This window comes from Roseibium algicola (assembly GCF_001999245.1).
GTDB lineage: Bacteria > Pseudomonadota > Alphaproteobacteria > Rhizobiales > Stappiaceae > Roseibium > Roseibium algicola.
Genome location: NZ_CP019631.1, coordinates 374,250 through 394,666 on the forward strand (window position 1 = coordinate 374,250; position 20,417 = coordinate 394,666).

Annotated in this window: 20 protein-coding genes; 13 read left to right on the top strand and 7 right to left on the bottom strand. The window is 59.7% G+C overall.

Features of this window, described 5'->3' with window-relative positions; translation table 11 throughout:
* Position 1: 1 nt before the first annotated feature.
* Positions 2 to 898 (bottom strand): carbohydrate ABC transporter permease, encoded by an 897-nt coding sequence (locus B0E33_RS30020; RefSeq protein WP_023001323.1) that lies wholly within the window; start codon positions 896 to 898, stop codon positions 2 to 4.
* Between the two features lie 108 nt (positions 899 to 1,006).
* The gene (locus tag B0E33_RS30025) at positions 1,007 to 2,323 is read right to left on the bottom strand and encodes an ABC transporter substrate-binding protein (RefSeq protein ID WP_077294479.1); all 1,317 of its coding nucleotides are present in this window, start codon (positions 2,321 to 2,323) and stop codon (positions 1,007 to 1,009) included.
* 176 nt (positions 2,324 to 2,499) lie between these two features.
* Here B0E33_RS30025 and B0E33_RS30030 point away from each other — a divergent pair, with 176 nt between their 5' ends.
* Together B0E33_RS30030 and B0E33_RS30035 are read left to right on the top strand one after the other, a co-directional pair.
* Positions 2,500 to 3,282, top strand: a complete 783-nt coding sequence (locus tag B0E33_RS30030) for an IclR family transcriptional regulator (RefSeq protein WP_023001321.1) — start codon at positions 2,500 to 2,502, stop codon at positions 3,280 to 3,282.
* Between the two features lie 65 nt (positions 3,283 to 3,347).
* Positions 3,348 to 4,184 (top strand): amidohydrolase family protein, encoded by an 837-nt coding sequence (locus tag B0E33_RS30035; protein WP_023001320.1) that lies wholly within the window; start codon positions 3,348 to 3,350, stop codon positions 4,182 to 4,184.
* Between the two features lie 76 nt (positions 4,185 to 4,260).
* Here the strand turns inward: B0E33_RS30035 and B0E33_RS30040 are convergent, their stop codons facing one another.
* The 4 genes from B0E33_RS30040 to B0E33_RS30055 form a co-directional block, all read right to left on the bottom strand.
* Positions 4,261 to 5,397, bottom strand: coding sequence for a type 2 periplasmic-binding domain-containing protein (locus tag B0E33_RS30040; protein WP_077294482.1), 1,137 nt, complete (start codon positions 5,395 to 5,397; stop codon positions 4,261 to 4,263).
* Positions 5,394 to 6,554 (bottom strand): CaiB/BaiF CoA transferase family protein, encoded by a 1,161-nt coding sequence (locus tag B0E33_RS30045; RefSeq protein ID WP_077294485.1) that lies wholly within the window; start codon positions 6,552 to 6,554, stop codon positions 5,394 to 5,396. The genes B0E33_RS30040 and B0E33_RS30045 overlap by 4 nt, the downstream gene beginning before the upstream one ends.
* Positions 6,555 to 6,560: 6 nt before the next feature.
* Positions 6,561 to 7,127 (bottom strand): MaoC family dehydratase, encoded by a 567-nt coding sequence (locus B0E33_RS30050; RefSeq protein WP_077294488.1) that lies wholly within the window; start codon positions 7,125 to 7,127, stop codon positions 6,561 to 6,563.
* 500 nt (positions 7,128 to 7,627) lie between these two features.
* The gene (locus B0E33_RS30055) at positions 7,628 to 8,086 is read right to left on the bottom strand and encodes a MarR family winged helix-turn-helix transcriptional regulator (RefSeq protein ID WP_077294652.1); all 459 of its coding nucleotides are present in this window, start codon (positions 8,084 to 8,086) and stop codon (positions 7,628 to 7,630) included.
* 120 nt (positions 8,087 to 8,206) lie between these two features.
* Here B0E33_RS30055 and B0E33_RS30060 point away from each other — a divergent pair, with 120 nt between their 5' ends.
* Genes B0E33_RS30060 through B0E33_RS30095 form a run of 8 tightly spaced genes read left to right on the top strand, consistent with a single transcriptional unit; the run spans position 8,207 to position 16,480 of the window.
* A complete protein-coding gene (locus B0E33_RS30060) occupies positions 8,207 to 9,139 on the top strand; it encodes a PDR/VanB family oxidoreductase (protein ID WP_077294492.1) in 933 nt (310 codons plus the stop codon).
* Positions 9,140 to 9,166: 27 nt separating this feature from the next.
* Positions 9,167 to 10,477, top strand: coding sequence for an aromatic ring-hydroxylating dioxygenase subunit alpha (locus B0E33_RS30065; protein ID WP_077294494.1), 1,311 nt, complete (start codon positions 9,167 to 9,169; stop codon positions 10,475 to 10,477).
* The gene (locus B0E33_RS30070) at positions 10,477 to 10,950 is read left to right on the top strand and encodes an aromatic-ring-hydroxylating dioxygenase subunit beta (RefSeq protein ID WP_077294496.1); all 474 of its coding nucleotides are present in this window, start codon (positions 10,477 to 10,479) and stop codon (positions 10,948 to 10,950) included. Before B0E33_RS30065 ends, B0E33_RS30070 begins: the two co-directional genes overlap by 1 nt.
* Positions 10,947 to 12,560: an AMP-binding protein gene (locus tag B0E33_RS30075; protein ID WP_077294499.1), complete on the top strand. Its 1,614-nt coding sequence runs from the start codon at positions 10,947 to 10,949 to the stop codon at positions 12,558 to 12,560. The genes B0E33_RS30070 and B0E33_RS30075 overlap by 4 nt, the downstream gene beginning before the upstream one ends.
* Positions 12,560 to 13,735 (top strand): thiolase family protein, encoded by a 1,176-nt coding sequence (locus tag B0E33_RS30080; RefSeq protein ID WP_077294502.1) that lies wholly within the window; start codon positions 12,560 to 12,562, stop codon positions 13,733 to 13,735. The genes B0E33_RS30075 and B0E33_RS30080 overlap by 1 nt, the downstream gene beginning before the upstream one ends.
* On the top strand, positions 13,732 to 14,988 hold the full coding sequence (locus tag B0E33_RS30085) for an SDR family NAD(P)-dependent oxidoreductase (protein ID WP_077294505.1): 1,257 nt from the start codon (positions 13,732 to 13,734) through the stop codon (positions 14,986 to 14,988). The genes B0E33_RS30080 and B0E33_RS30085 overlap by 4 nt, the downstream gene beginning before the upstream one ends.
* A complete protein-coding gene (locus B0E33_RS30090; protein WP_077294508.1) occupies positions 14,985 to 15,758 on the top strand; it encodes a cyclase family protein in 774 nt (257 codons plus the stop codon). Before B0E33_RS30085 ends, B0E33_RS30090 begins: the two co-directional genes overlap by 4 nt.
* Positions 15,755 to 16,480, top strand: a complete 726-nt coding sequence (locus tag B0E33_RS30095) for an SDR family NAD(P)-dependent oxidoreductase (protein ID WP_077294511.1) — start codon at positions 15,755 to 15,757, stop codon at positions 16,478 to 16,480. The genes B0E33_RS30090 and B0E33_RS30095 overlap by 4 nt, the downstream gene beginning before the upstream one ends.
* A 218-nt stretch (positions 16,481 to 16,698) precedes the next feature.
* On the opposite strand, the gene B0E33_RS30100 is transcribed toward B0E33_RS30095, so the two are convergent.
* Entirely contained in the window at positions 16,699 to 17,100 is a 402-nt protein-coding gene (locus tag B0E33_RS30100) for an acyl-CoA thioesterase (protein ID WP_077294655.1), read from the bottom strand.
* A gap of 409 nt (positions 17,101 to 17,509) precedes the next feature.
* On the opposite strand from B0E33_RS30100, the gene B0E33_RS30105 reads away from it, so the two are divergent.
* The 3 genes from B0E33_RS30105 to B0E33_RS30115 are packed head-to-tail and all read left to right on the top strand — an operon-like array spanning position 17,510 to position 20,384.
* Positions 17,510 to 18,526 carry a TRAP transporter substrate-binding protein gene (locus tag B0E33_RS30105; RefSeq protein ID WP_077294514.1) on the top strand — a complete coding sequence of 339 codons (1,017 nt, stop codon included), beginning with the start codon at positions 17,510 to 17,512 and terminating at the stop codon, positions 18,524 to 18,526.
* Positions 18,527 to 18,580: 54 nt separating this feature from the next.
* On the top strand, positions 18,581 to 19,078 hold the full coding sequence (locus tag B0E33_RS30110; protein WP_077294517.1) for a TRAP transporter small permease: 498 nt from the start codon (positions 18,581 to 18,583) through the stop codon (positions 19,076 to 19,078).
* Positions 19,071 to 20,384 (top strand): TRAP transporter large permease, encoded by a 1,314-nt coding sequence (locus B0E33_RS30115; RefSeq protein ID WP_023001304.1) that lies wholly within the window; start codon positions 19,071 to 19,073, stop codon positions 20,382 to 20,384. The genes B0E33_RS30110 and B0E33_RS30115 overlap by 8 nt, the downstream gene beginning before the upstream one ends.
* The last annotated feature ends 33 nt before the right edge of the window (positions 20,385 to 20,417 follow it).

Below are 20,417 nucleotides of genomic sequence, written 5' to 3' on the forward strand. Positions count from 1 at the left end.
ATCACCACTCCGCGCCGATCTGCTGGCGGGCCTTCGCGAGTTGCCGGAAGAACAGCGCCGTGAACAGGATTGAAAGAAGAATGGCGATGTAGGCCATGGCATTGGCCAGCCCCATGCGCGCGTCGGAATAGGCGGTGCGGGCAATCATCGTCCAGAGGATCTCGGTACGCCCGGCAGGGCCGCCATCGGTCATGATCTTGACGATGTCATAGGCGCGCGCGATGTCGAGCGAGCGGATGGTCATGGCGATATAGGCAAAGGGCATGATGAACGGCCAAGTCACATAGCGGAAGCTCTGCCACGAGGTGCACCCGTCCACCTTGGCCGCTTCCAGCGGCTCGCGCGGCATGGCCATCAGGCCCGCCAGAATGAAGATCGCGAAGACCGCAGTTGACGACCAGATTTCCGCAATCAGGATGGAAATGAAGGCAAGCTGTCCGTCGATCAGCCAGGGAATGGCGATATCCGTGAGCCCGAGCGATTGCAGCGCGTTGTTCACGACGCCGATGTTGTCGTTGAACATGAACTTGAACTGGAAGCCGACCAGAACCGGCGAGAACATCATGGGAAACATCATGATGGTGCGCAGGATCCGCTGTCCGCGTGTGGCCTTTTCAACAAGCAGCGCCAGGCCCAGACCGAGCAGCATTTCCAGGTTGAGCGCGAAGGTTAGCAGCAGCACCGTTCGGCCGAAGGCGACCCAGAAATCCATGTCCGTCAGAAGCCGCACGTAGTTGCGGAAGCCGATGAACGTATAGATCGTGTCCGGCCGGGTCAGCCGGAACGGCGTGAAACTTGAATACAGTGACAACAGGAGTGGCACGACCACCACTGCCGCCAGGACGATAAACGCCGGCAGCAGCAGAAGCACATGCGGCGCGGGCTTCCAGCCTCTCATTCTATCCTCATATCGTTTTACGAAAGGAGCTAGCCGACCCGCGAATGTCGTGCGCGGGAAACCCGGCGGGATCAGGCGCGGCAGGGCCGCGCCTGTCCTTGAGCGAGCTTAGAGCTCTCCGGCATCCTGCAGGATTTCGGTGGCCTCGGCCGCTGCATCGTCAAGTGCCTGCTGGGGCGTCTTGTCGCCGAGAATGGCAGCCTGCAGCTGCGGGTAGACCGCGTTAGAGATCTCGATCCAGGACGGAGACTGAGGAACCGGGTAAGCGCCTTTGGCGGCTTCCTGGAAGGCCTGCAGAACTTCCTTGCGGAACGGGTCGTCGGAGGCTTCCGCGATCACCCAGTCCCAGACGGCGTCGCGCGTTGGCAACGGTCCACCGGCTGCTTCCTGCTTCTGGCTGTCCTCGTTGGTCAGGAACCAGACGAGGGAAGCTGCGGCTTTCTTGTTCTCGCAGTTTTCGGTGACGGAGAACCCGTGATGTCCCGACCATCCGGTCCGGGCACCCGAGGACCCCTTGGGCGGTGCAACGACACCAACATCGCCGGCCACCTTGGAAGCACCCGGGTCGTTGAAGAAGCCGGCCCAGCCCGGCCAGTCCAGGTTGATGGCAACCGTGCCGGAGGCAAATCCCTGGCCCAGGTCGTCCCACAGGTAGTTGGTTGTACCGGCGGGAACGGCTTTCGCTTTGTAGAGATCCACGAACCAGTTGAGCGCACGCACACCGGCTTCCGAATTGAACGCAGGCTTGCCATCTGCATCCAGGTATTCGCCACCTTCCGCGCGCAGCATTTCATAGAAACGGCCGTTGATGGCCTCTTCCTTGCCGGCAAATTGCGTGCCGTAAAAGTCCGGCGGATTGGCGAAGAACTCGGCCTGATCGGTCACCTGCTGCCAGGTGTCCGGCGGCGTCAGGTCATAGCCGTATTTTTCCTTGAACTTCGCCTTGTTGTCTTCGTCCGCATAAAGGCTCTTCTGGTAGTAGAGCGCGGACACGTCGAACTGGGCGCGCGGCAGCATCACCAGTTTTCCGTCAAGCGTCGAGGCGGAGATGTTGGCATCAACGAAGGCGTCGATTTCTTCCTTCGGCAGCAGTGCTGCAAGGTCGGTGTAGATGCCCGGATACTGGGGCGCGAAGGATGAGTGGTTCGAACCCACACACCAGTTCAACGCACCCACGGCGATGTCCGACTTGATCTCCTTGTCGAGGTCGAAGTGGTTCTTCTTGGAGATGACGTTGACCTTGGCCCCCGTCGCCGCCTCCCATTCGCCGATGCGCGCATAGAGCTTTTCGTACTGCTGGCCACCGATCAGCTTGGCATCGATCGTGACCCCGTCAAACTTGCCCGGCAGATCCTGCGCGAGCGCAGAGCCAACGGCAAAAAGAGCGATAACGCCGGCGGACGCGCCGGCCAGTAGATTTTTCATGAGCCTCCTCCCGAGACTTTCAAAGAAGGCGGGTGCCCGCCCAAACAACTCACTAATGAGTGGTTCATTTATATACAAACATGCTCTTCATTTATGGTCAAGCTGCTCCGGCGCATTCTTGTTTGTTTTTCGAGAAGGGTGTGCGTATATGAATATTGCACTTCATGGAGAAAAGTATGGAACAAGAAGAGGATCGATACCGGGCACCCGCCCTCGACAAGGGGCTCGATATTCTTGAACTTCTTGCAGGCATTGACGGCGGATTGACCCAGGCGGAGATCGCCAAGCATCTCGGCCGCAGCCCCAACGAATTCTACCGCATGCTGGACCGGTTGGTGCGTCGGGGTTACGTCACAAGGATCGACGGTGACCGCTACTCGCTGACGCTCAAGCTCTTCGGTCTGGCGCAGTCCCATGCGCCGGTCCGCCGTCTCGTTTCCTTTGCAACGCCCTTCATGCGAGACCTTGCGGAAAAGACGCTCCAGGCAAACCAGCTCTCCGTCTTCGACCGTGGATCGGTCGTCGTCGTCGCGCAGCAGGAGGCGCCGAGCTACTGGGGGATCTCAATCCGCGTCGGCTCGAATATTTCGCTCTACGACACCGGATCCGGTCACGTTCTTCTGGCCTTCAGGCCGCAAGAGGAACGCCTGATGATGATCAACGAATATTCCCGCAGCACCGAACATCCGACCGTCGAGAAGGAGTTCTTCGACCGGCTCGACCAGATTTCGGAACGCGGCTACGAAATGATGCCGAGCCTCCAGACTGCCGGTGTCTACAACCTGTCCGCTCCGATCCTGAGCCCGGACGGACGGGCCATCGCGGCACTGACTGTTCCTTTCATCACGCTGGTGAACACCCCGCAGGCCCCCGACATCACCGGGACGTTGGAACTTCTGACCAGGACCGCGCGACAGTTGTCGGAACTGACCGGAACGGACGGCAAATCGGCCGAATAAATTCTTATTTGAATAATCTATTTTCCTGTGGAAGGATTGCCCGGCTATTTGCGAGGAGGAGCAGCATGATCGTCGACACCCATCTTCATGTCATAGACCGGTCGGCTCTGGACTATCCGTGGCTGGCGGGTGTCGAACCGCTCAATCGGGACTGGACATACGAAACCTATGCCCGTGATGCGCGGCGCGCAGGCATTTCGACCACGCTTCACATGGAGGTCGATGTCGCTGAACCCCTCATCGAAGCTGAGACAGGATATGTCGGCACTCTGGCAAACCGGCCGGACAGCCTCATCAAGGGGGCAATTGCGTCCTGCCGTCCCGAGGAGGAAAGCTTTGCTGCCTATCTGGAGCGGCAGCAGGCAAATGAGCTTGTGAAGGGTTTCCGGCGTGTGTTGCACGTCATGCCGGACGAGTTGTCTGATCAGCCTTTATTCCGGGAAAACCTGAAGCGCCTTGGCGGCACGCGCTTCACCTTCGACCTCTGCGTCCTGCCCCGCCAGCTTGAGCGGGCAATGGAGCTCGTCGATCTGGCTCCCGACGTCACCTTCATACTGGACCATTGCGGTGTACCGGATATCGCCGCCGACGAACGCCAGCCCTGGCAGGAGCGGGTTACGGAACTCGCAAAACGCCCCAATGTCTGCGCCAAGATCTCCGGGATCGTAGCCTATGCCGATCCTGAAAGCTGGATTGCCGAGACCCTGCGCCCCTGGGCGGAGCACACCATTCAGGCATTCGGCTGGGACCGTGTTGTCTGGGGCAGTGACTGGCCGGTCTGCACGCTTGGTGGCGGCTTGCTGGCATGGGTTGCTGCGACCCACGCCCTGCTGGAAGGCGTCAGCGAGGATGAACGAACAAAGCTGCTGTCCGGAAACGCAAAACGTATCTGGCAGCTTTGACCAACTGAACCGCGCCCCCAATGTGATTGGAGGCGCGTTTGGACGGTTGTCCGCAGACGCATTGTCTTGGAAGGGCTTACTCAAAACTCCCGGCGAAAAGCGCATTGATGTCGCCGATGACGGATTGCGCTGTCTCACCACCTTGCAGGCCCAGGTTCAGCCGTTCTGAAGCTGCTGCCTGAAATGCCATGTAGCCCTTGTGGCGCGGACGGACCCAGGCGTTGTCCAGGGTCCGGCGGGTGTTGCGGTAAAAGTCGTTTGTCACATCATTGACGGTCTCGTCAGACCAGCCGTCCGCATGACCAGGCTGGCCACCGGCAGCTGCAAAAGGCCCGCGCTGCACTGGGCCACTTGCAATCCAGAGAGCGAAGTCTGCAGCGTTCGAGACATGGTTCGAAAATGCGGAAACGGCAATGCCGGTGCCACCAAGTGCGGAGCCCATCGGGCCGTTGTCGCCGGCAGCAGGGATATCGGCAAAGGACAAGCGTTTCGGCCTGAAGCCTTCGATACCGTAGTTGACGTAGCCGTAGATCAGGGGAACACAGGCAATCGGGCTGTCCGTCTTGCACATCTCCTCAAAGACCGCGATCGGATCCATGCCATAGCACCGGTCAGGAACGTGTCGCATCAGGTGCGAGATCAGCTCATAGACCGGTGCGCCGTTCTCAATCGAAACAAGCTCGCCCGGTCCTGTCGTCGTGCAGGGTGTTCCAAGGTTTGCCGACAGGGTGAAGAAGGTCATCAGCGAATGGGGCGGGCGCATCGGGATCAGCACCTTGCCCGCTTCCGCCAGTTCAAGGACTTCATCGAAGCGTGTGGGTGCCGCGCCGACGAGGTCTGCCCGATAGGCCTGGATCTGCGCGGCGGCGTCGATCGGATAGGCCCACTGGTGGCCTTCCCAGAAATAGCTTTCATAAGAACCGCCGACACTGCCATTGGCGACGGCCTGCCGGTTTTGCGGGTCCCCGTGTCTGTCGAGTGGAGCAAGACAGTTCTGCGTGGTGATTTCGCCAACGTGCGGATGGTCGATGACGATCAGATCATACTGGCGCGCGAGATCTTCGACCGGGTAGGATTCGAAGTCCTGAAGCGAGCGCTTGTCCCAGTCGATCCCGACACCCGTCTGCTCTTCCCAGAGCTTCGAGCAGGCAACCATGGGCTCGTAGCCGCGCGGGTGGCTCCAGGTCATTCCTTTCAGGCGAACGGCGCTCATAGGCCGAACTCCTTCTCGATCGCGGCCGTGTGTTCGCCGACGCGCGGTGCAGCCCGGGCGATTTTCGGACGGGCGCCGTTCACTCTCAACGGGGAGCGGGTTGTCAGGATCGAGACATTGTCTTCACGCTCGACGCGCTGCAGCAGGTCCAGTCCGTTGAACCCTTCGCTTTCCAGCAGGCTATCCCAGTCGAGCACCGGCGCACACCAGATGTCGGCGGGTTCGAAAACGGACATCCAGTCCTCGACCGTTCGTTCGGCAATCGCGCCTGCGATCAGCTTCTTGATCGTCTCGCGTTCGGAAAACCAGACCGCCGGATCGCCGCAATAAGGCTCGAGAGCTTCCAGCTCCATCAGGTCACGCAGTTTCGGGATCGGCGTCATGGCAACCGCAATGTACCCGTCCTTTGCCTCATACACGCCGTAAGGCGCGGAGAGATAGGCATGTGCGTTGCGGAAACCGGATCGTTTCGGCATGCGCCTTCCGTCGTTGAGATAAGTGGTCAGAACCTCGAACTGGAAATCGACCAGAGCTTCGAGAAGGCTGGTCTGGACATGGCTGCCCTTGCCGGTAACACCGCGCCGGACGAGGCCAGCAAGAAGGCCTTGTGCCAGGGCGGCCCCTGCAAACATGTCGCCGACGGCAAGTCCCATCGGTACCGGGCCGTCACCGTCGTTGCCGCTGAGCCACATGAGGCCCGAACGTGCCTGGGCAAGCAGATCCTGCCCTGGGCGGGCAACCCATGGGCCGTCTTCCCCGTAACCGCTGATCGAGCCGTAGACCAGACCCGGATTGATTGCCCGTACGGTCTCGTAGTCGAGGCCCAGCCGTTCGATCACGCCGGGCCGGAAATTCTGGACCAGCACGTCGGCCTTGGCGATCAGGCGCTTGAGACGGTCTATGTCCTCCGGCTTCTTCAAGTCGACGGCGAGGCTTTCCTTGCCGCGGTTGATGGCGTGAAAGATGGTCGAATCCCCGCCGATTTCCGTGTCGCTCAGATAGAGGCTGCGCGACAGGTCTCCGGAGCCTGGCCGTTCGATCTTGATAACGCGCGCGCCAAGATCCTGCAGGCGCAGAGTGGCATAGGGACCGGAGAGAAACTGGCTCATGTCGAGCACGGTGATCCCGGCGAGCGGTAGTTCTGAAGTGGAGTTCATGTCGGTTCAGGCCCGGTTTTCAGGTTCTGTCCGGTCCGCATGGGCGGCCGGATTGCGGTATTTCACAGTTTGCAGATGCTCGCAGTAGAGGACGAGTTCCCCTGCCCCCTTGAAGACTTCGTAGGACGCCCGAATGAGGCCCATCTCTTCGTATTTCGGCTTCTTGTCGAGGTTTGTCCGGACCGTATAGATCGTGTCGCCAATGAAGACCGGCTTGATGAAGCGCAGCTTGTCGTAGCCATAGGAAAACGCGTTGACGCAGTTGGTCGCGACAAGGCCGAGGCCTGCGGAGAAGACGAACGCTCCGGCAACCAGTCTCTTGCCGAAGACCCCTTCCGTTTCTGCGAACATCTGGTCCTGCACATAAGGGTGAATGTCGACGACCAGCGTGTTGAAGAGGTGGCTTTCACCTTCGGCTATCGTCCGACGCAGGGAACGTATGCAATGCCCCGGCTGCCAGTCTTCGTAAAACCAGTTTTCCGAATTCCAGACCGGGATGGCCGCATGTGCCGCCGGCATATCCTTCGGCAGCGTGCTGTCGACCCCGACCGTCGGTACGAATGACGTTTCCATGGCTCCTCCCAATTTCTTATGTGAATACTATATTCACATATGATTTTTAGAAGCAAGGGCTCTGTTCTTCCCGGTGCATGACTGGAAGGCGCTAGCGCAGGCCCTGCAGGCAATTACCCAACAGCAAAGAAGCTGCAGTGAGCTGGGTGTGCCGATCCATTCAGGGAATTGTTCGGGTGCGTGCGGGGTTCGTCGGGAATGGAACCGGAAGTGCGGCATCTGTCGTTCGGGCCGAGCGTTCAGCCGGCCATCAACTCAAGGATAAAACGGTCTGGTGTGCCGCAGCAGCCAACCGCAACCGGAACTGCAGTGCACGCAGAGCCAGGCGATTGCGGTGGGTTAAGTGGGTAATGGGGAGAATGACAGCCGGGCAAGACGGCTTGAGCGGCCATTGGCGTCAAGGCGCCGGCGAGGCTGAAGAAGAAGAACCGCGAGACTGCCAGCGATCCTGATGTGCTTTGTCGTCGTCCGTCGCGACAAGAACAACCAGCGCCAGACGCCTATTCGTTGGCGCTGTTCCAGCTGTTGAGGGATGCCAGGAGCCGTTCCAGGGAGGGCTTGATCCGATCCGCATCCGATTGGTTCAAGGCAGACAGCAGGGTTCTTTCGTGTTCCCTTGCCTCTTCGACCACTTCGGAGCTCAGCTTCTGTCCGGCGTCAGTCAGGTGAACGCGGACGCGGCGGCCATCGCCCTTGTCGCTCTTGCGCACGACCAGACCACGCTTTTCCATCTGATCGACGATACGCGTCATTCTGGATTGCTCCAGAAGGGAGTATTTCGCCAACTGCGTGATCATCAGTCCGTCCTGATCGAAAAGGCAGGCAAGAACCCGCCATTCCGGAACGCGCAGGCCCAATTCGCGCACGCGGAGGTGAAACTGGTGGCTTGCCGCTTCGCTTGATGCTGCCAGCAGATACAGCAGGTAAGAAGAAACGAATTTTTCCGGCGTCAGGGTCAACACCCCCTCCAACTATGCACCTGTTTTCAAAGTGTCATTTATCCCGGACAGATCGGGAAAAAAAGAGGCTTGACTCATTTTATATGAAATTTCATATTTTTTACAGGAGGAGGCATTGCGGTGAAACTTGTTCTTGAAGGTGTAGAACCGGAAACCGATCAGATTCGTGTTTTCAGGTTTCGGGCGGAAGCCGGCGGGTCATTGCCGGGCTATGAGCCCGGTGCGCATGTCAAATTCGATCTCGGCCCTCTGGGCGAACGGGAGTACTCCCTGATCGACTGGCCGGAGACTGATGACCTCTATACGGTCGCGGTTCAGCGGGAAGAGAGCGGCCAGGGGGGCTCCAAGGCCATGCATGCCCTGAGCGCAGGCCAAACAATCTCCGTCAGCGAACCGAAGAACGACTTCCCGCTTGCCGAAGATGCTCCGCACGTCCTGCTTCTGGCCGGCGGCATCGGCATCACGCCGCTCATTTCGATGGCGACCCGGCTAAAATCGCAGGACCGGTCTTTCGAGCTGCATTATTCTGCACGTTCGGCTGCGCGGATGGGTTTTGCCGACAAGCTGAAGAACGCCTTCGGTGACAGCGCCCGTTTTTACCTTGACGACACGGACCCGCTCGATCTGGCCGCACTGATGAAAGCCCAGCCCTCCGGAACACATCTTTATATCTGCGGCCCGAAGGGAATGATCGATGCCGCACGCGCTGCCGCGATCGCAGCCGGACTGGCGGAAGAGGCCATTCATGTTGAACTCTTCACCGCCCCCCAGGCGCAGTCCGGCGATGCGGCATTCGAGGTGGAGGTACACAGCACGGGACAGGTTGTGACCGTCGCCCCGGACCAGACCATCATCCAGGCACTGGAAGATGCCGGCCTCGACGTCATGTATGACTGTCAGCGCGGTGACTGCGGCATCTGCCAGACGGATGTGATCAGCGGTACGCCCGATCATCGCGACGTCGTGCTGTCGGATGCCGAGAAGGCATCGGGAAAGGTCATGCAGATTTGTGTCAGCCGCGCGAAATCCGCGCGACTTGTCCTCGATCTTTAGGGTTTCGCATTCCAGGGAGGAGCCAGCATGCAAACGGCCAGCCAAATCGCCGCTCTGTTCACGGGGCCGCAGGTGCATCGGGACGTCTACACGAGCCCGGAAATCTACAAGCTGGAAATGCAGCATCTGTTCGCAAACACCTGGGTGTTTGTCGGCCATGACAGCCAAACCCCGAACAAGGGTGACTATTTCACCACGCAGATCGGCGACCAGCCTGTCATCCAGGTGCGTCACTCCGATGGCGAAATTCACGTTCTTTACAATCGCTGCCCGCACAAGGGCACCAAGATCGCGATCGACCGGGAAGGCAACACGGGCAAGTTCTTCCGGTGCCCCTATCACGCCTGGTCGTTCAAGACGGACGGCTGCCTGCTCGCGATCCCGCTGAAGAAAGGGTACGAGAACACCGGCTTCGAAAACACCGAGAATGCCAAGGGCATGACGGCCGTCGGAGCGGTGCGGAACTATCGCGGTTTCGTCTTTGCCCGCCTGGCTGCCGAGGGCATCAGCTTCGAGGATTACTTCGGCGACAGCCTGAGTTCCATCGACAACATGGTCGACCGCTCGCCGAAAGGACGGCTTGAGATCGCCGGTCCGCCGCTGCGCTACATGCACAAGTGCAATTGGAAGATGCTGGTCGAAAACCAGACCGATACCTGCCACCCGATGGTCGCCCACGAAAGCTCCGCCGGAACGGCAGTGAACATCTGGAAGGAGATGGGCAACCCGGAACCGCGTCCGCCCGCGATGGAGATCATCGCGCCCTTCATGTCGCCCTACGAGTTCTTCGAGAACATGGGCATTCGTACCTGGCCGAACGGGCACGGGCATACGGGTGTGCATCATTCGATCCATTCCGACTATTCCGCGATACCTGGCTATTTCGAGGCCTTGAGCGAAACCCACGGCGAGGAGCGCGCGAAGGAAATTCTCGGCGAGAACCGGCACAACACGGTCTATTTCCCGAACATCATGATCAAGGGACCGATCCAGCAGCTGCGCAACTTCATTCCGCTGGGGCCCGACAAGACTCTGGTCGAAAGCTACATCTACCGCCTGGTCGGGGCTCCGGACGAACTTCTGGCGCGCACCGCCATGTACAACCGGATGATCAACGCTCCGACGTCGATGGTCGGTCACGACGATCTGGAAATGTACGAGCGCGCGCAGGAAGGCCTCATGTCCAACGGCATGGAATGGGTCAACGTTCAGCGCCTCAGAACGGAAGAGGAAGACTTCGGCAAGGAGGCCGTGGAAAACGGCACCACGGAACGGCAGATGCGCAACCAGTTCGATGCCTGGGTGAAATTCATGACAGCTACGATGGAGAATGCGTGATGGCGGTTTCCAGGGAAGAGGTCATCGACTTCATCTATGACGAAGCAAGAATGCTGGACGAGGGCCGCTATAGTGAATGGCTGTCGTTGTGGCTGGAAGACGGCCACTACTGGATGCCGCTCGACTACAAGCAGACCGATCCGCATCTGGTGACGTCCCTGCTCTACGAGGACATGTTCATGCTGCGCTTGCGCGTGGAACGGCTGAACGGGGCCAGAACCTTCAGCCAGAAGCCCAAGAGCCGTTGTCACCATGTCATCCAGCGCCCCTTCATCGACGAGATGGACGGGGATAGGATCGTCACCAACACATCCATGCATTATGTCGAAACGCGCCTGGACGAGCAGTTTCTGCTGGCGCTGACGGCAACGCACGAACTGAAAGTGGTCGATGGCGAGATCAGGATCGCCAACAAGCGGGTCGACATCCTCAATTGCGACGCCGCCTTCGGCAATATTCAGTTGCTGCCATGACAGCCATGACAGTTGAAACAGTTTATGAGGCCTTCGCTGCAACGGCGGAGAAATATCCGGACCGGCCGTTTCTGAACGTTCTGCCTGGCACTGCAGATATCTACGGCATACCGCCCGGCGAGCTGACATATGGCGCCGCGCGCCAGGAAGTCGACGCGCTTGCGCGGGACTTGATGCAGGCTGGCTATGGTGCAGGCATGCGTGTTGCCCTGCTTCTGGAAAACCGGCCCACGTTCTTCCTGCATTGGCTTGCGGTAAACCGGATCGGCGGCTCCGTTGTGCCGGTCAATCCGGACCTGAGAGCAGCGGAGCTTGAATATCTCATCGGCCACTCCGAACCGGCGTTGATCATATCGATCGAAGACCGCCACAAGGAACTTGAGGCTGCCGTTGCCGCTGCCGGCATCAAGGCGGCCGTGATTGCCCCCGGCGACCCGGTCCCCGGGCCGCGCGACCAGGCGGTCACCGCCCGGCCGCTGGAAGGCGAAGCCCGCGAGGCGGCTATCCTCTACACCTCGGGCACGACCGGCAAACCGAAGGGCTGCGTCCTTCCCAACACCTATTTCCTGCTTGCGGGCCGCTGGTATGCCGGTGTCGGCGGACTGGCAACGCTGACGGAGGACGGCGAGCGCATGATCACGCCCCTGCCCGTCTTCCATATGAACGCAATGGCCTATTCCTTCATGGCGATGGTCATGGTTGGCGGGTGTCTTACCGTTCTGGATCGCTTCCACCCGCGTGCGTGGTGGCAGGACGTTGCCGCGTCCCGGGCAACCTGTCTGCATTACCTGGGCGTGATGCCGTCCATGCTGATGGGGTTCGACCCTTCCCCCGAAGAGCGTGCGCATCAGGTTCGCTTCGGCTTTGGCGCAGGCGTCGACCCGAAGCTGCAGATTGCCTTCGAGGACCGTTTCGGCTTTCCGCTGGTCGAAGCCTGGGCGATGACGGAAACCGGTGCCGGGGCAGTAATCGCCGCCTCGGGTAAAGACCGGCTGGTGGCCCAGGCAAGCATCGGCAAGCCAGGCACGGGTGTCGAATGCCGGCTTGTCGACGACAGCGGCAGGGGGGCGGCTCAGGGTGAATTGCTGGTGCGCCACGCGGGGCCGGATCCGCGCTACGGTTTCTTCTCGGAATACTACAAGGACGCTGCCGCGACGGATGAGGCCTGGAAAGACGGCTGGTTCCATACCGGCGACATCGTCCGCCAGGGCAAAGACGGCAACCTGTTTTTTGTCGACCGCAAGAAAAACGTCATCCGGCGGTCGGGCGAGAACATCGCCGCCGTGGAGGTGGAATCGATCCTGATGCGCCATCCCGACATCGAGGCGGCCGGTATTGCCCCTGTGCCCGACCCGGTGCGCGGCGACGAGGTGTTTGCCTGCCTGAAAGTGAAGAACCCGAGCCGAGGCAAGGCCGAGGCGATCACACGCTGGTGCCTGGAGCAGATGGCCTATTACAAGGCGCCGGGCTACATCGCCTTTGTCGACAAGCTGCCGTTGACGCCGACCCAGAAGATCCAACGGGCCGCCTTGAAGGAATTGGCCCTGCAGCTTCTGGAGGATCCCGATACAATCGCCACCGGTCACATGAAAAAGCGGCAGGCCAGTTGATGGGGAAACGACAGAGCTATGAGGGCGTTGCGGTCACCGCACCGGTTTCAATTCCCTACCAGCGTTACTCCATCGAAACGGCCCATTGGTGGATCGCAAGCGCATTGCGCGGATCCCTTCAGGCCGCTGGTTTGAGGCCTGCGGATATTGACGGGTTTTCGGTTGCAAGCTTCACCCTGTTTCCGGATACGGCTGTCGGGCTGACGCAGCATCTGGGCCTGTGCCCCAGGTGGCTGGACAATATTCCTATGGGTGGTGCCAGTGGTGTGGTTGCCCTGCGGAGGGCCGCACGTGCAGTCCAGGCGGGCGACGCGGACATCGTGGCCTGCGTTGCCGGAGACACCAACCACATCGACAGCTTCAGAAACCTGCTGTCGAGCTTTTCCCGCTTTGCCCAGGATGCCTCCTACCCTTACGGATTTGGGGGGCCGAATGCCAATTTCGCGCTTCTGACCGACCGGTACATGCAGGAATATGGCGCGACACGCGAGGATTTCGGCAGGATCTGCGTTGCGCAGCGTGCCAATGCCCTGCGCAATCCGAACGCGCTGATGAAGAAGCCGCTGACGCTCGAGCAATATCTCGACGCCCGCCCGATCGCAGATCCGATTGCCCTGTTCGACTGTGTCATGCCTTGCGCCGGGTCCGAGTGTTTTCTCGTCATGTCCATTGAAGAGGCAGAGCGGCGGAACCTGCCCTATGCCGTGATCGGCGGAACAATCGAGCGCCACAACGCCCATGCCGAGGATCCCGTGCAACTGCGGGGCGGCTGGACGCTCGATGTCGAAGAACTCTACGCCATGGCGGAGTGCTCGCCGGACGACATCGATCTCCTGCAGACCTATGACGATTATCCCGTCATTTCGATGATGCAGATCGAGGATCTCGGTTTCTGCGACAAGGGCGGCGGCCCGGATTTCGTCAGAAGCCGGGACCTGACAATTTCCGGAGACTTTCCGCACAACACGTCCGGTGGACAACTGTCTGCAGGTCAGGCCGGGGCCGCGGGTGGTTTCATCGGCCTCGTGGAAGCACTGCGCCAGGTATTGGGCACGGCCGGAGGTACGCAGGTGGCAGATGCGACGACCGCGATGGTTTCAGGCTTCGGCATGATCAATTACGACCGCGGCGTCTGCACGAGTGCGGCCATTGTGAAAACAGGGAGCCCGGCATGAGCACACCGCTTTCCCCTCCCCACAAGAAAGATCCGCAAAAGCGCACGCAGTCTCCGCTACGTCCCCCGGAGGCCCGATCCCGCGCGGCTCTCGGCCTGACCGCGGCTGCGGCGGAAGGCCGTTTCGCTCTTCAGGTCTGTGACGACTGCGGCAGAGTGCAATATCCGCCCCGGGACGTTTGCGGAAGCTGTCTGTCGGCGGGGCTGGAATGGCAGGACATCTCACCTGCGGGCACACTGCTGGCAGAGACCCGGATCCGCACCTCGATCAATCTCTACTTCAGGGAGAGAACGCCCTGGCGCATGGGCTCGGTACAACTGGAGGCCGGTCCTGTGGTCCTGTGCCATGTGCATGGCGACTGCGAGCGCGGCGGGGAAGTTACACTACTCAACCGTCTTGACGCGTCCGGCCAGGGCGTTTTGCTGGCAGTGCCCAAGGACAGGACAAGCAATATGGAAGACGATCCGCAAATGCGTGCCCTTTCGGCCGACCCGAAGCACAGGCGCATCCTGATCACGGACCTGCGAAACCCGAACACGCCGGCTCTGGTGACGTCGCTGCTGGAGGCAGGGGCTTCAACCATCTTTGTCGGCGAGGCCGAAAGCTGGCGTCCGCACGCTAACCGCGATCTCTTGTCCGGGCTCGAAAAGGTCAGCGTGCTGCCGCTTGACGTCACAGACACCGCTTCGGTAGAGCGGCTTGCCGGGGAAATTGGCGGCAAGACGGATATTCTGGTCAACAATGCCCGGTTTCTGCGGCCGGGCGGTGTTCTGGCAAGAGGCGATACTGCCTTTGCGCGCGAGGAAATGGAGACCAATTATCTTGGTCTGATGCGTCTTGCGCAGGCCTTCGGGCCGGGCATGTGCGCTCGCACCAGCGATGGCGTCAACTCGGCGGTGGCCTGGGTGAATATCCTGTCAGTCTTCGCCCTGTCCAACTCACCGGACTTCGGTTGCTTTTCTGCCTCCAACGCTGCTGCCTATTCGCTGTCGCAGTCCCTGCGCGGAGAATTCCGTGCGTCCGGGCTGCGTGTCATGACCGTCTTCACCGGACCGGACGAAGACGACTGGACCCAGCCGGTGCCGCCGCCCAAGGTCAATGCAAAGGCTCTGGCAAGGTCTGTGGTCACGGGCCTGCAGCAGGGGCTTGAAGACGTGTGGTGCGGTGACGTTGCCATGGAGATACGCGAACGCTGGCGGCGGGACCCGAAAGTCCTGGAACGTGAACTCACGCAAGGGAGAGAAGGCGCATGAGCGGTCTGAACCAGCTGGTCTCCGGCCTTGCCACCGGAGCCGTCAGGATTGTGGATCTGACCCACACGCTCGATCCGGACTTTCCGGTCATCGTGCTGCCACCCGAGTTCGGTCAGTGCGCGCGTTTCCGGATGGAGGAAATAAGCGCCTACGATCACCGTGGTCCGGCATGGAAATGGCACAACATTTCCATGAGCGAACACACCGGCACCCATTTCGATGCGCCTTCGCACTGGATTTCAGGAAAAGACGTGCCGAATGGCTCGGTTGACGAGATCCCGGTCGAGGCTTTTGTCGGGCCTGTGGTGGTAATCGATTGCTCAAAAGGCGCTTCGGAGAACGACGACTTCGAACTGACGCCCGAGGTCATCGCAAATTGGGAAAGCGACCATGGCCGCATCCCGGAAGATGCCTGGGTGCTGATGCGCACCGACTGGTCCAAGCGCAGAGGCGCCGATTACCTGAACATGCGCGCCGACGGACCGCATTCGCCCGGACCGACGCCTGAGGCGATCCGGTTTCTGATCGAGGAGCGGAACATCCGCGGCTTTGGTACCGAGACCGTCGGAACGGATGCAGGCCAGGGGGCGCACTACGTGCCGCCCTATCCCGCTCACTACTTTCTGCATGGCGCGGGAAAATACGGCCTGCAATGCCTGGCCAATCTCGATCAGCTGCCCGCGACAGGTGCCGTGCTGATTGCGGCTCCCCTGAAAATCAAGAATGGAACCGGCAGCCCGCTTCGGGTTCTGGCGATGGTGACGGAATGAGTGAATTTACGGCAGTCGTTACCGGCGGCAACAAGGGAATTGGTGCCGATCTGGTCGAAAGGCTTCTCGGTCAGGGTTACACGGTGGTGTCGGTGGCACGAACCGCCCCGGAAAAGTCTCACCCGAACCTGCACTCGGTGGAAGCCGACCTTCTCGATGCACAAGCCGTGGCCGCTGCCGCCGGCACGATCGCGGCGGAGTTCGACGTCACTCATCTGATCCATAATGCAGGGCTCATCTGGCCCAACCTTGTCGAGGATGCCAAGCCCGAAGACATCACCGGTCTTGCGCAGTTGCACCTGGGATCGGCATTAACACTCCTGCAGGCGGCCTTGCCAAACATGAAGGCGCGCCAGTTCGGCCGTGTCATGTTCAACGCCTCACGGGCGGCGCTCGGCGCACCGACCCGAACCGCCTACAGTGCCAGCAAGGCCGGCATGATCGGTATGGCGCGCACCTGGGCCCTGGAGCTTGCCCCGCATGGCATCACCGTCAACGTGGTCGCCCCCGGCCCGATCCTGACCGACAACTTCTGGGGCATCGTCGAAAAGGACAGCCCCCAACAGGAAGCCCTCGCCAAACGCATCCCGGTCGGGCGCATCGGCAACGTCCGGGACGTGACTAATGCTTTCCTGTTCTTCTGCGATCCGGAAAACAGCTTCGTGACCGGTCAGACGCTTTATGTCTGCGGCGGCGCGAGCGTCGGAACGCTGACGATCTAGTGTGGTGAATTTGAAATACGCCTCATTGGTGCTGCAACCGCCAGAGCGTATTTCAAATTCGAAAACCACACTAGAAACATATATTTGCTAGTCACCCTTTTGAATCTGAAGTTCGTTCGGAGCATGCCGGAAATTGAGACGAACTTCAGATTCGGGTGACTAGCGGGAGCCGCGTTTGACGGGAAACCAACGCGATTTGTTCTGAAGCATCTGAGCCGTCAGCTGTCTTCTTGATCTTGCGGCATGCAGGCCAGCAGGGCTGCCTTCACGTCGTCCGGCCAGGGGATGGAGCAATGCTTGTCGAGATCGCTGGCGGCCAGCACCTGGGTGCTCGACCAGCGTTTTTCGCCCTTGCAGCTGATCTCGTGATGTATGGTCACCGACGACCGGCCGACCCGCTTCACGGTTACTTCGAACTCCAGCTCTTCCCCGAAAAAGGAAGGGCTTGAGAAGTCGCTGGAAAGATGGACGGTCGGAGTGCCCCAACGTTCCTCCCAGATAATCTTGTGCCATGGATAGCCGAGCTTCAGCCAGAATTCCTCGTTCACACCGTTGAGGATGTTCAGATAGGATGGAAAATAGGCTGTGCCGGAGATGTCGCAATCACCGAAGTTGAGCATGCGGGTGGTTTTGAATGGAACGTCCAAGATGCGTTTCTCCCTGCCACTGGCTGGCTCACCATGGAAAGGTGGCCCAATTTTATTTATTTGATTTTGCACATATCGCAGAGGGGCTTCAACACGTGGATTGTTCGCCAGGATGTTGACTCCTTGCCTGCGTAACGCGGGCCGTGCGCTGAGAAATCTGGATAAATATCTGAAATCAATAAGAATATTCGGAGTTTCGTGAAGCGTTGATCCACCGTGAAAATGATTGCGGAGCGACGGTATTTTCTATTGTCGATTGCAAAAAATACATGCAGTTTCATATTTATTGACAAGGCATGCTCATCAATGGAAGTATTCAAAAACGGTCTCGGGCCTGCGGAGGAGCCCAGCCAGACAGACGCATCATTCAAGGGAGAGGAAGATGAAGTCGCTATTCAAGATTGTTGGCGCTGCCGCAGTTTCACTGAGCCTCAGCGTTTCGGCGCTTTCGGCGGAAACCGTTCTCAAGATTTCCAGCTGGCTGCCGCCAACCCATAGCGTGAATACCGGCATTTTTGCCAATCTGATCACCATGATGGAAGAAGCTACAGGCGGCGAAGTCTCGGGTGAGCTGGTCTTTGGCCTCGCCCCGCCACCAGCCCAGATGGATCTGGTTCTCGATGGTGCCGCAGACATGGCTATCATCTTCCACGGGTATCAACCGGGCCGTTTCGTCGGGACGAAGCTGATTGAACTGCCGGGTTATGAAGGCAACGCAGAAGACGCATCCGTCGCCTATTGGCGCGTTTATGAGAAATACCTCGCTGCCCTGAACGAGCATCGCGGCGTCAAGGTCATTTCGCTCAACACCCATGGCCCCGGTCAGATCCATTCCAGCAAGGAAGTCAGCAGTCTTGCCGACATGAACGGCCTGAAGACGCGTATCGGCGGCGGTGTTGCCGGCGATGTGGGATCCGCGCTCGGTCTGATCGGCATCAACGTTCCGGCTCCGAAGGTTTATGAAACGCTGGAATCCGGTGCCGCCGACGCCGTTGCGATGAATGTCGGCGAGCGTGTCGGCTTCAAGCTGAACGAAGTGGCCAAGTATCTTTATGACATGCCGGGCGGTCTCTATCGCGGCTCATTTGCCGTGATCATGAGCCAGGAAAAATTCGACAGCCTGCCGGAAGATGTCCAGAAAGCCCTGGACGAGCAAGTGTTTGGTGAGCCCGCGAGCCGGATGGCAGGTGCATCCTGGGACGAGTCCGACACGATTGCCTATGAAGCGACCAAAAACGCAGAAGGCACGAAGATCACGCCTGCGAGCGACGATGACATCGCCAAGTTCGAGGAAATCAGCAAGGAAGTCACGGACAAGGTTCTGGCGGAACTGCAGGAAGCCGGGGTGGACGCGAAAGCCGCCTACGAAATGGTCAAGCAGGAAATGGCCGGAAACTAAACGAGTCCGGGCGGTCCGGTTCGTCCGGGCCGCCCGCAGCTGAAGGATCTGGACGTGTCCCGTCTACTCAAGTTTGCGGCCAGTCTGCCGGCGCTGCTTGCCTCGTTTGCCTTGTTCGTCCTCATGGTCATGACGTTCTGCGACGTGGTGCTCCGGTCGGTGTTCAACGCGCCGATCGAAGTTGCCGCCGACATGACGCGCCTGCTTATGGCAATCATGGTTTTCTCCGTTCTGCCGGTCGTCTCCGCAAAGGATGGCCACATCTGCGTCGACCTGACGGACGGCATGTTCAAGCGCGCCGGACTGACCCGCTGGCGTAATGCATTCACAGATCTCTTTTGCGGCCTGATGCTGGTCCTGCCGGCCATGCGCGTATTTGATCTGGCCGAACGAAGCCGCTCCTATGGCGACGTCATGGAATATCTGCGCCTGCCCCTGCACTATGTCGGTTGGTTCATTTCCATCGTCACGGCAATTACCGCCGCAGTCCTCATTATCCGAGGGCTCGGCCATATTTTCGCACCGAAATTGATGAGCCCCCGGCATGCTTGAAGGACTTCTCGGATTCGCAGCGGTTCTCGTACTGGTCTTGCTGCGAGTGCCCATCGCCTTCGCCATGGGCTTTGTCGGAATGATCGGCTTCATGATTGAATCGGGCTACCGCGCCTCGATTTCCATGACGGCTCGTCTGATCATCGATACCAGTCAGGATTACGGCCTTTCGGTCGTTCCGCTGTTCATCCTCATGGGGTTGTTCGTCAACAAGGCGGGAATCAGCCGGGAGCTCTATGCCGCCTCCAACGCGTTCCTCGGCCATTTTCGCGGTGGCCTCGCGATGGCAACCATCGTTGCCTGCGGCGGTTTTGCCGCCATATCCGGATCGTCCCTTGCAACCGCCGCCACCATGTCGAAAGTGGCCATGCCGGAAATGCGTCGGTTCGGCTATGCCGACAAACTGTCGACGGCTTCGATTGCCGCCGGCGGGACGCTCGGCATCCTCATACCGCCTTCGGTGATCCTCGTCATTTACGGTCTGCTGACCGAAACCTCGATCGGCAAGCTTTTTGTCGCCGGCATCATTCCCGGCCTTCTGGGTGTCGTACTCTATCTGGTTGCTGTCCAGTTCACGGTGTGGCGAGATCCGGAAGCCGGTCCGGCAGGTGAACGCATCAACCTCAGCGGAAGACTGTCCGCCCTGAAGGATGTCTGGGCTGTCCTGTTGCTGTTCTTTCTGGTGATCGGCGGGCTCTATGGTGTCTTCGATGTGCCGCCGATCAACTTGAGCTTCTCGCCGACGGAAGCCGCCGGCATGGGCGCCATGGGGGCTTTTCTGATTGCGCTTGCCCGCAGACGCCTGTCGCTTGCAGATGCCCTGGAAGCCCTGCGCGAAACGGCCATGACCGCAGCCAGCCTGTTTGCAGTTCTGATCGGCGCCTGGATCTTCTCCAACTTCGTCAATATCGCAGGCCTGCCGACCGCACTTAGCGACATGGTGACCGCCTACAATCTGCCGCCGTGGATGGTCATGGGGCTGATCCTGCTGATCTACATTGCGCTCGGCTGCGTGTTCGAAAGCCTGTCGATGCTGCTGTTGACCGTGCCGATTTTCTTTCCGGTCGTCACAGGGCTTGGCTATGATCCGATCTGGTTTGGCATCATCGTCGTGGTGGTAACCGAAATCAGCCTGATCACGCCTCCCGTCGGCCTGAATGTCTTCGTGTTGCGGGCGGTCGTCGGCGACGTGCCGACGGCCACGATCTTCAAGGGTGTCACGCCGTTCTGGATGGTCGATATCATTCGTCTGATCATCTTGCTGACACTGCCGGGACTAGTGCTCTTGCTGCCAAACCAGATGTAGGATCAGATTTGGTCTGGCATCTGCCGGCAAGCC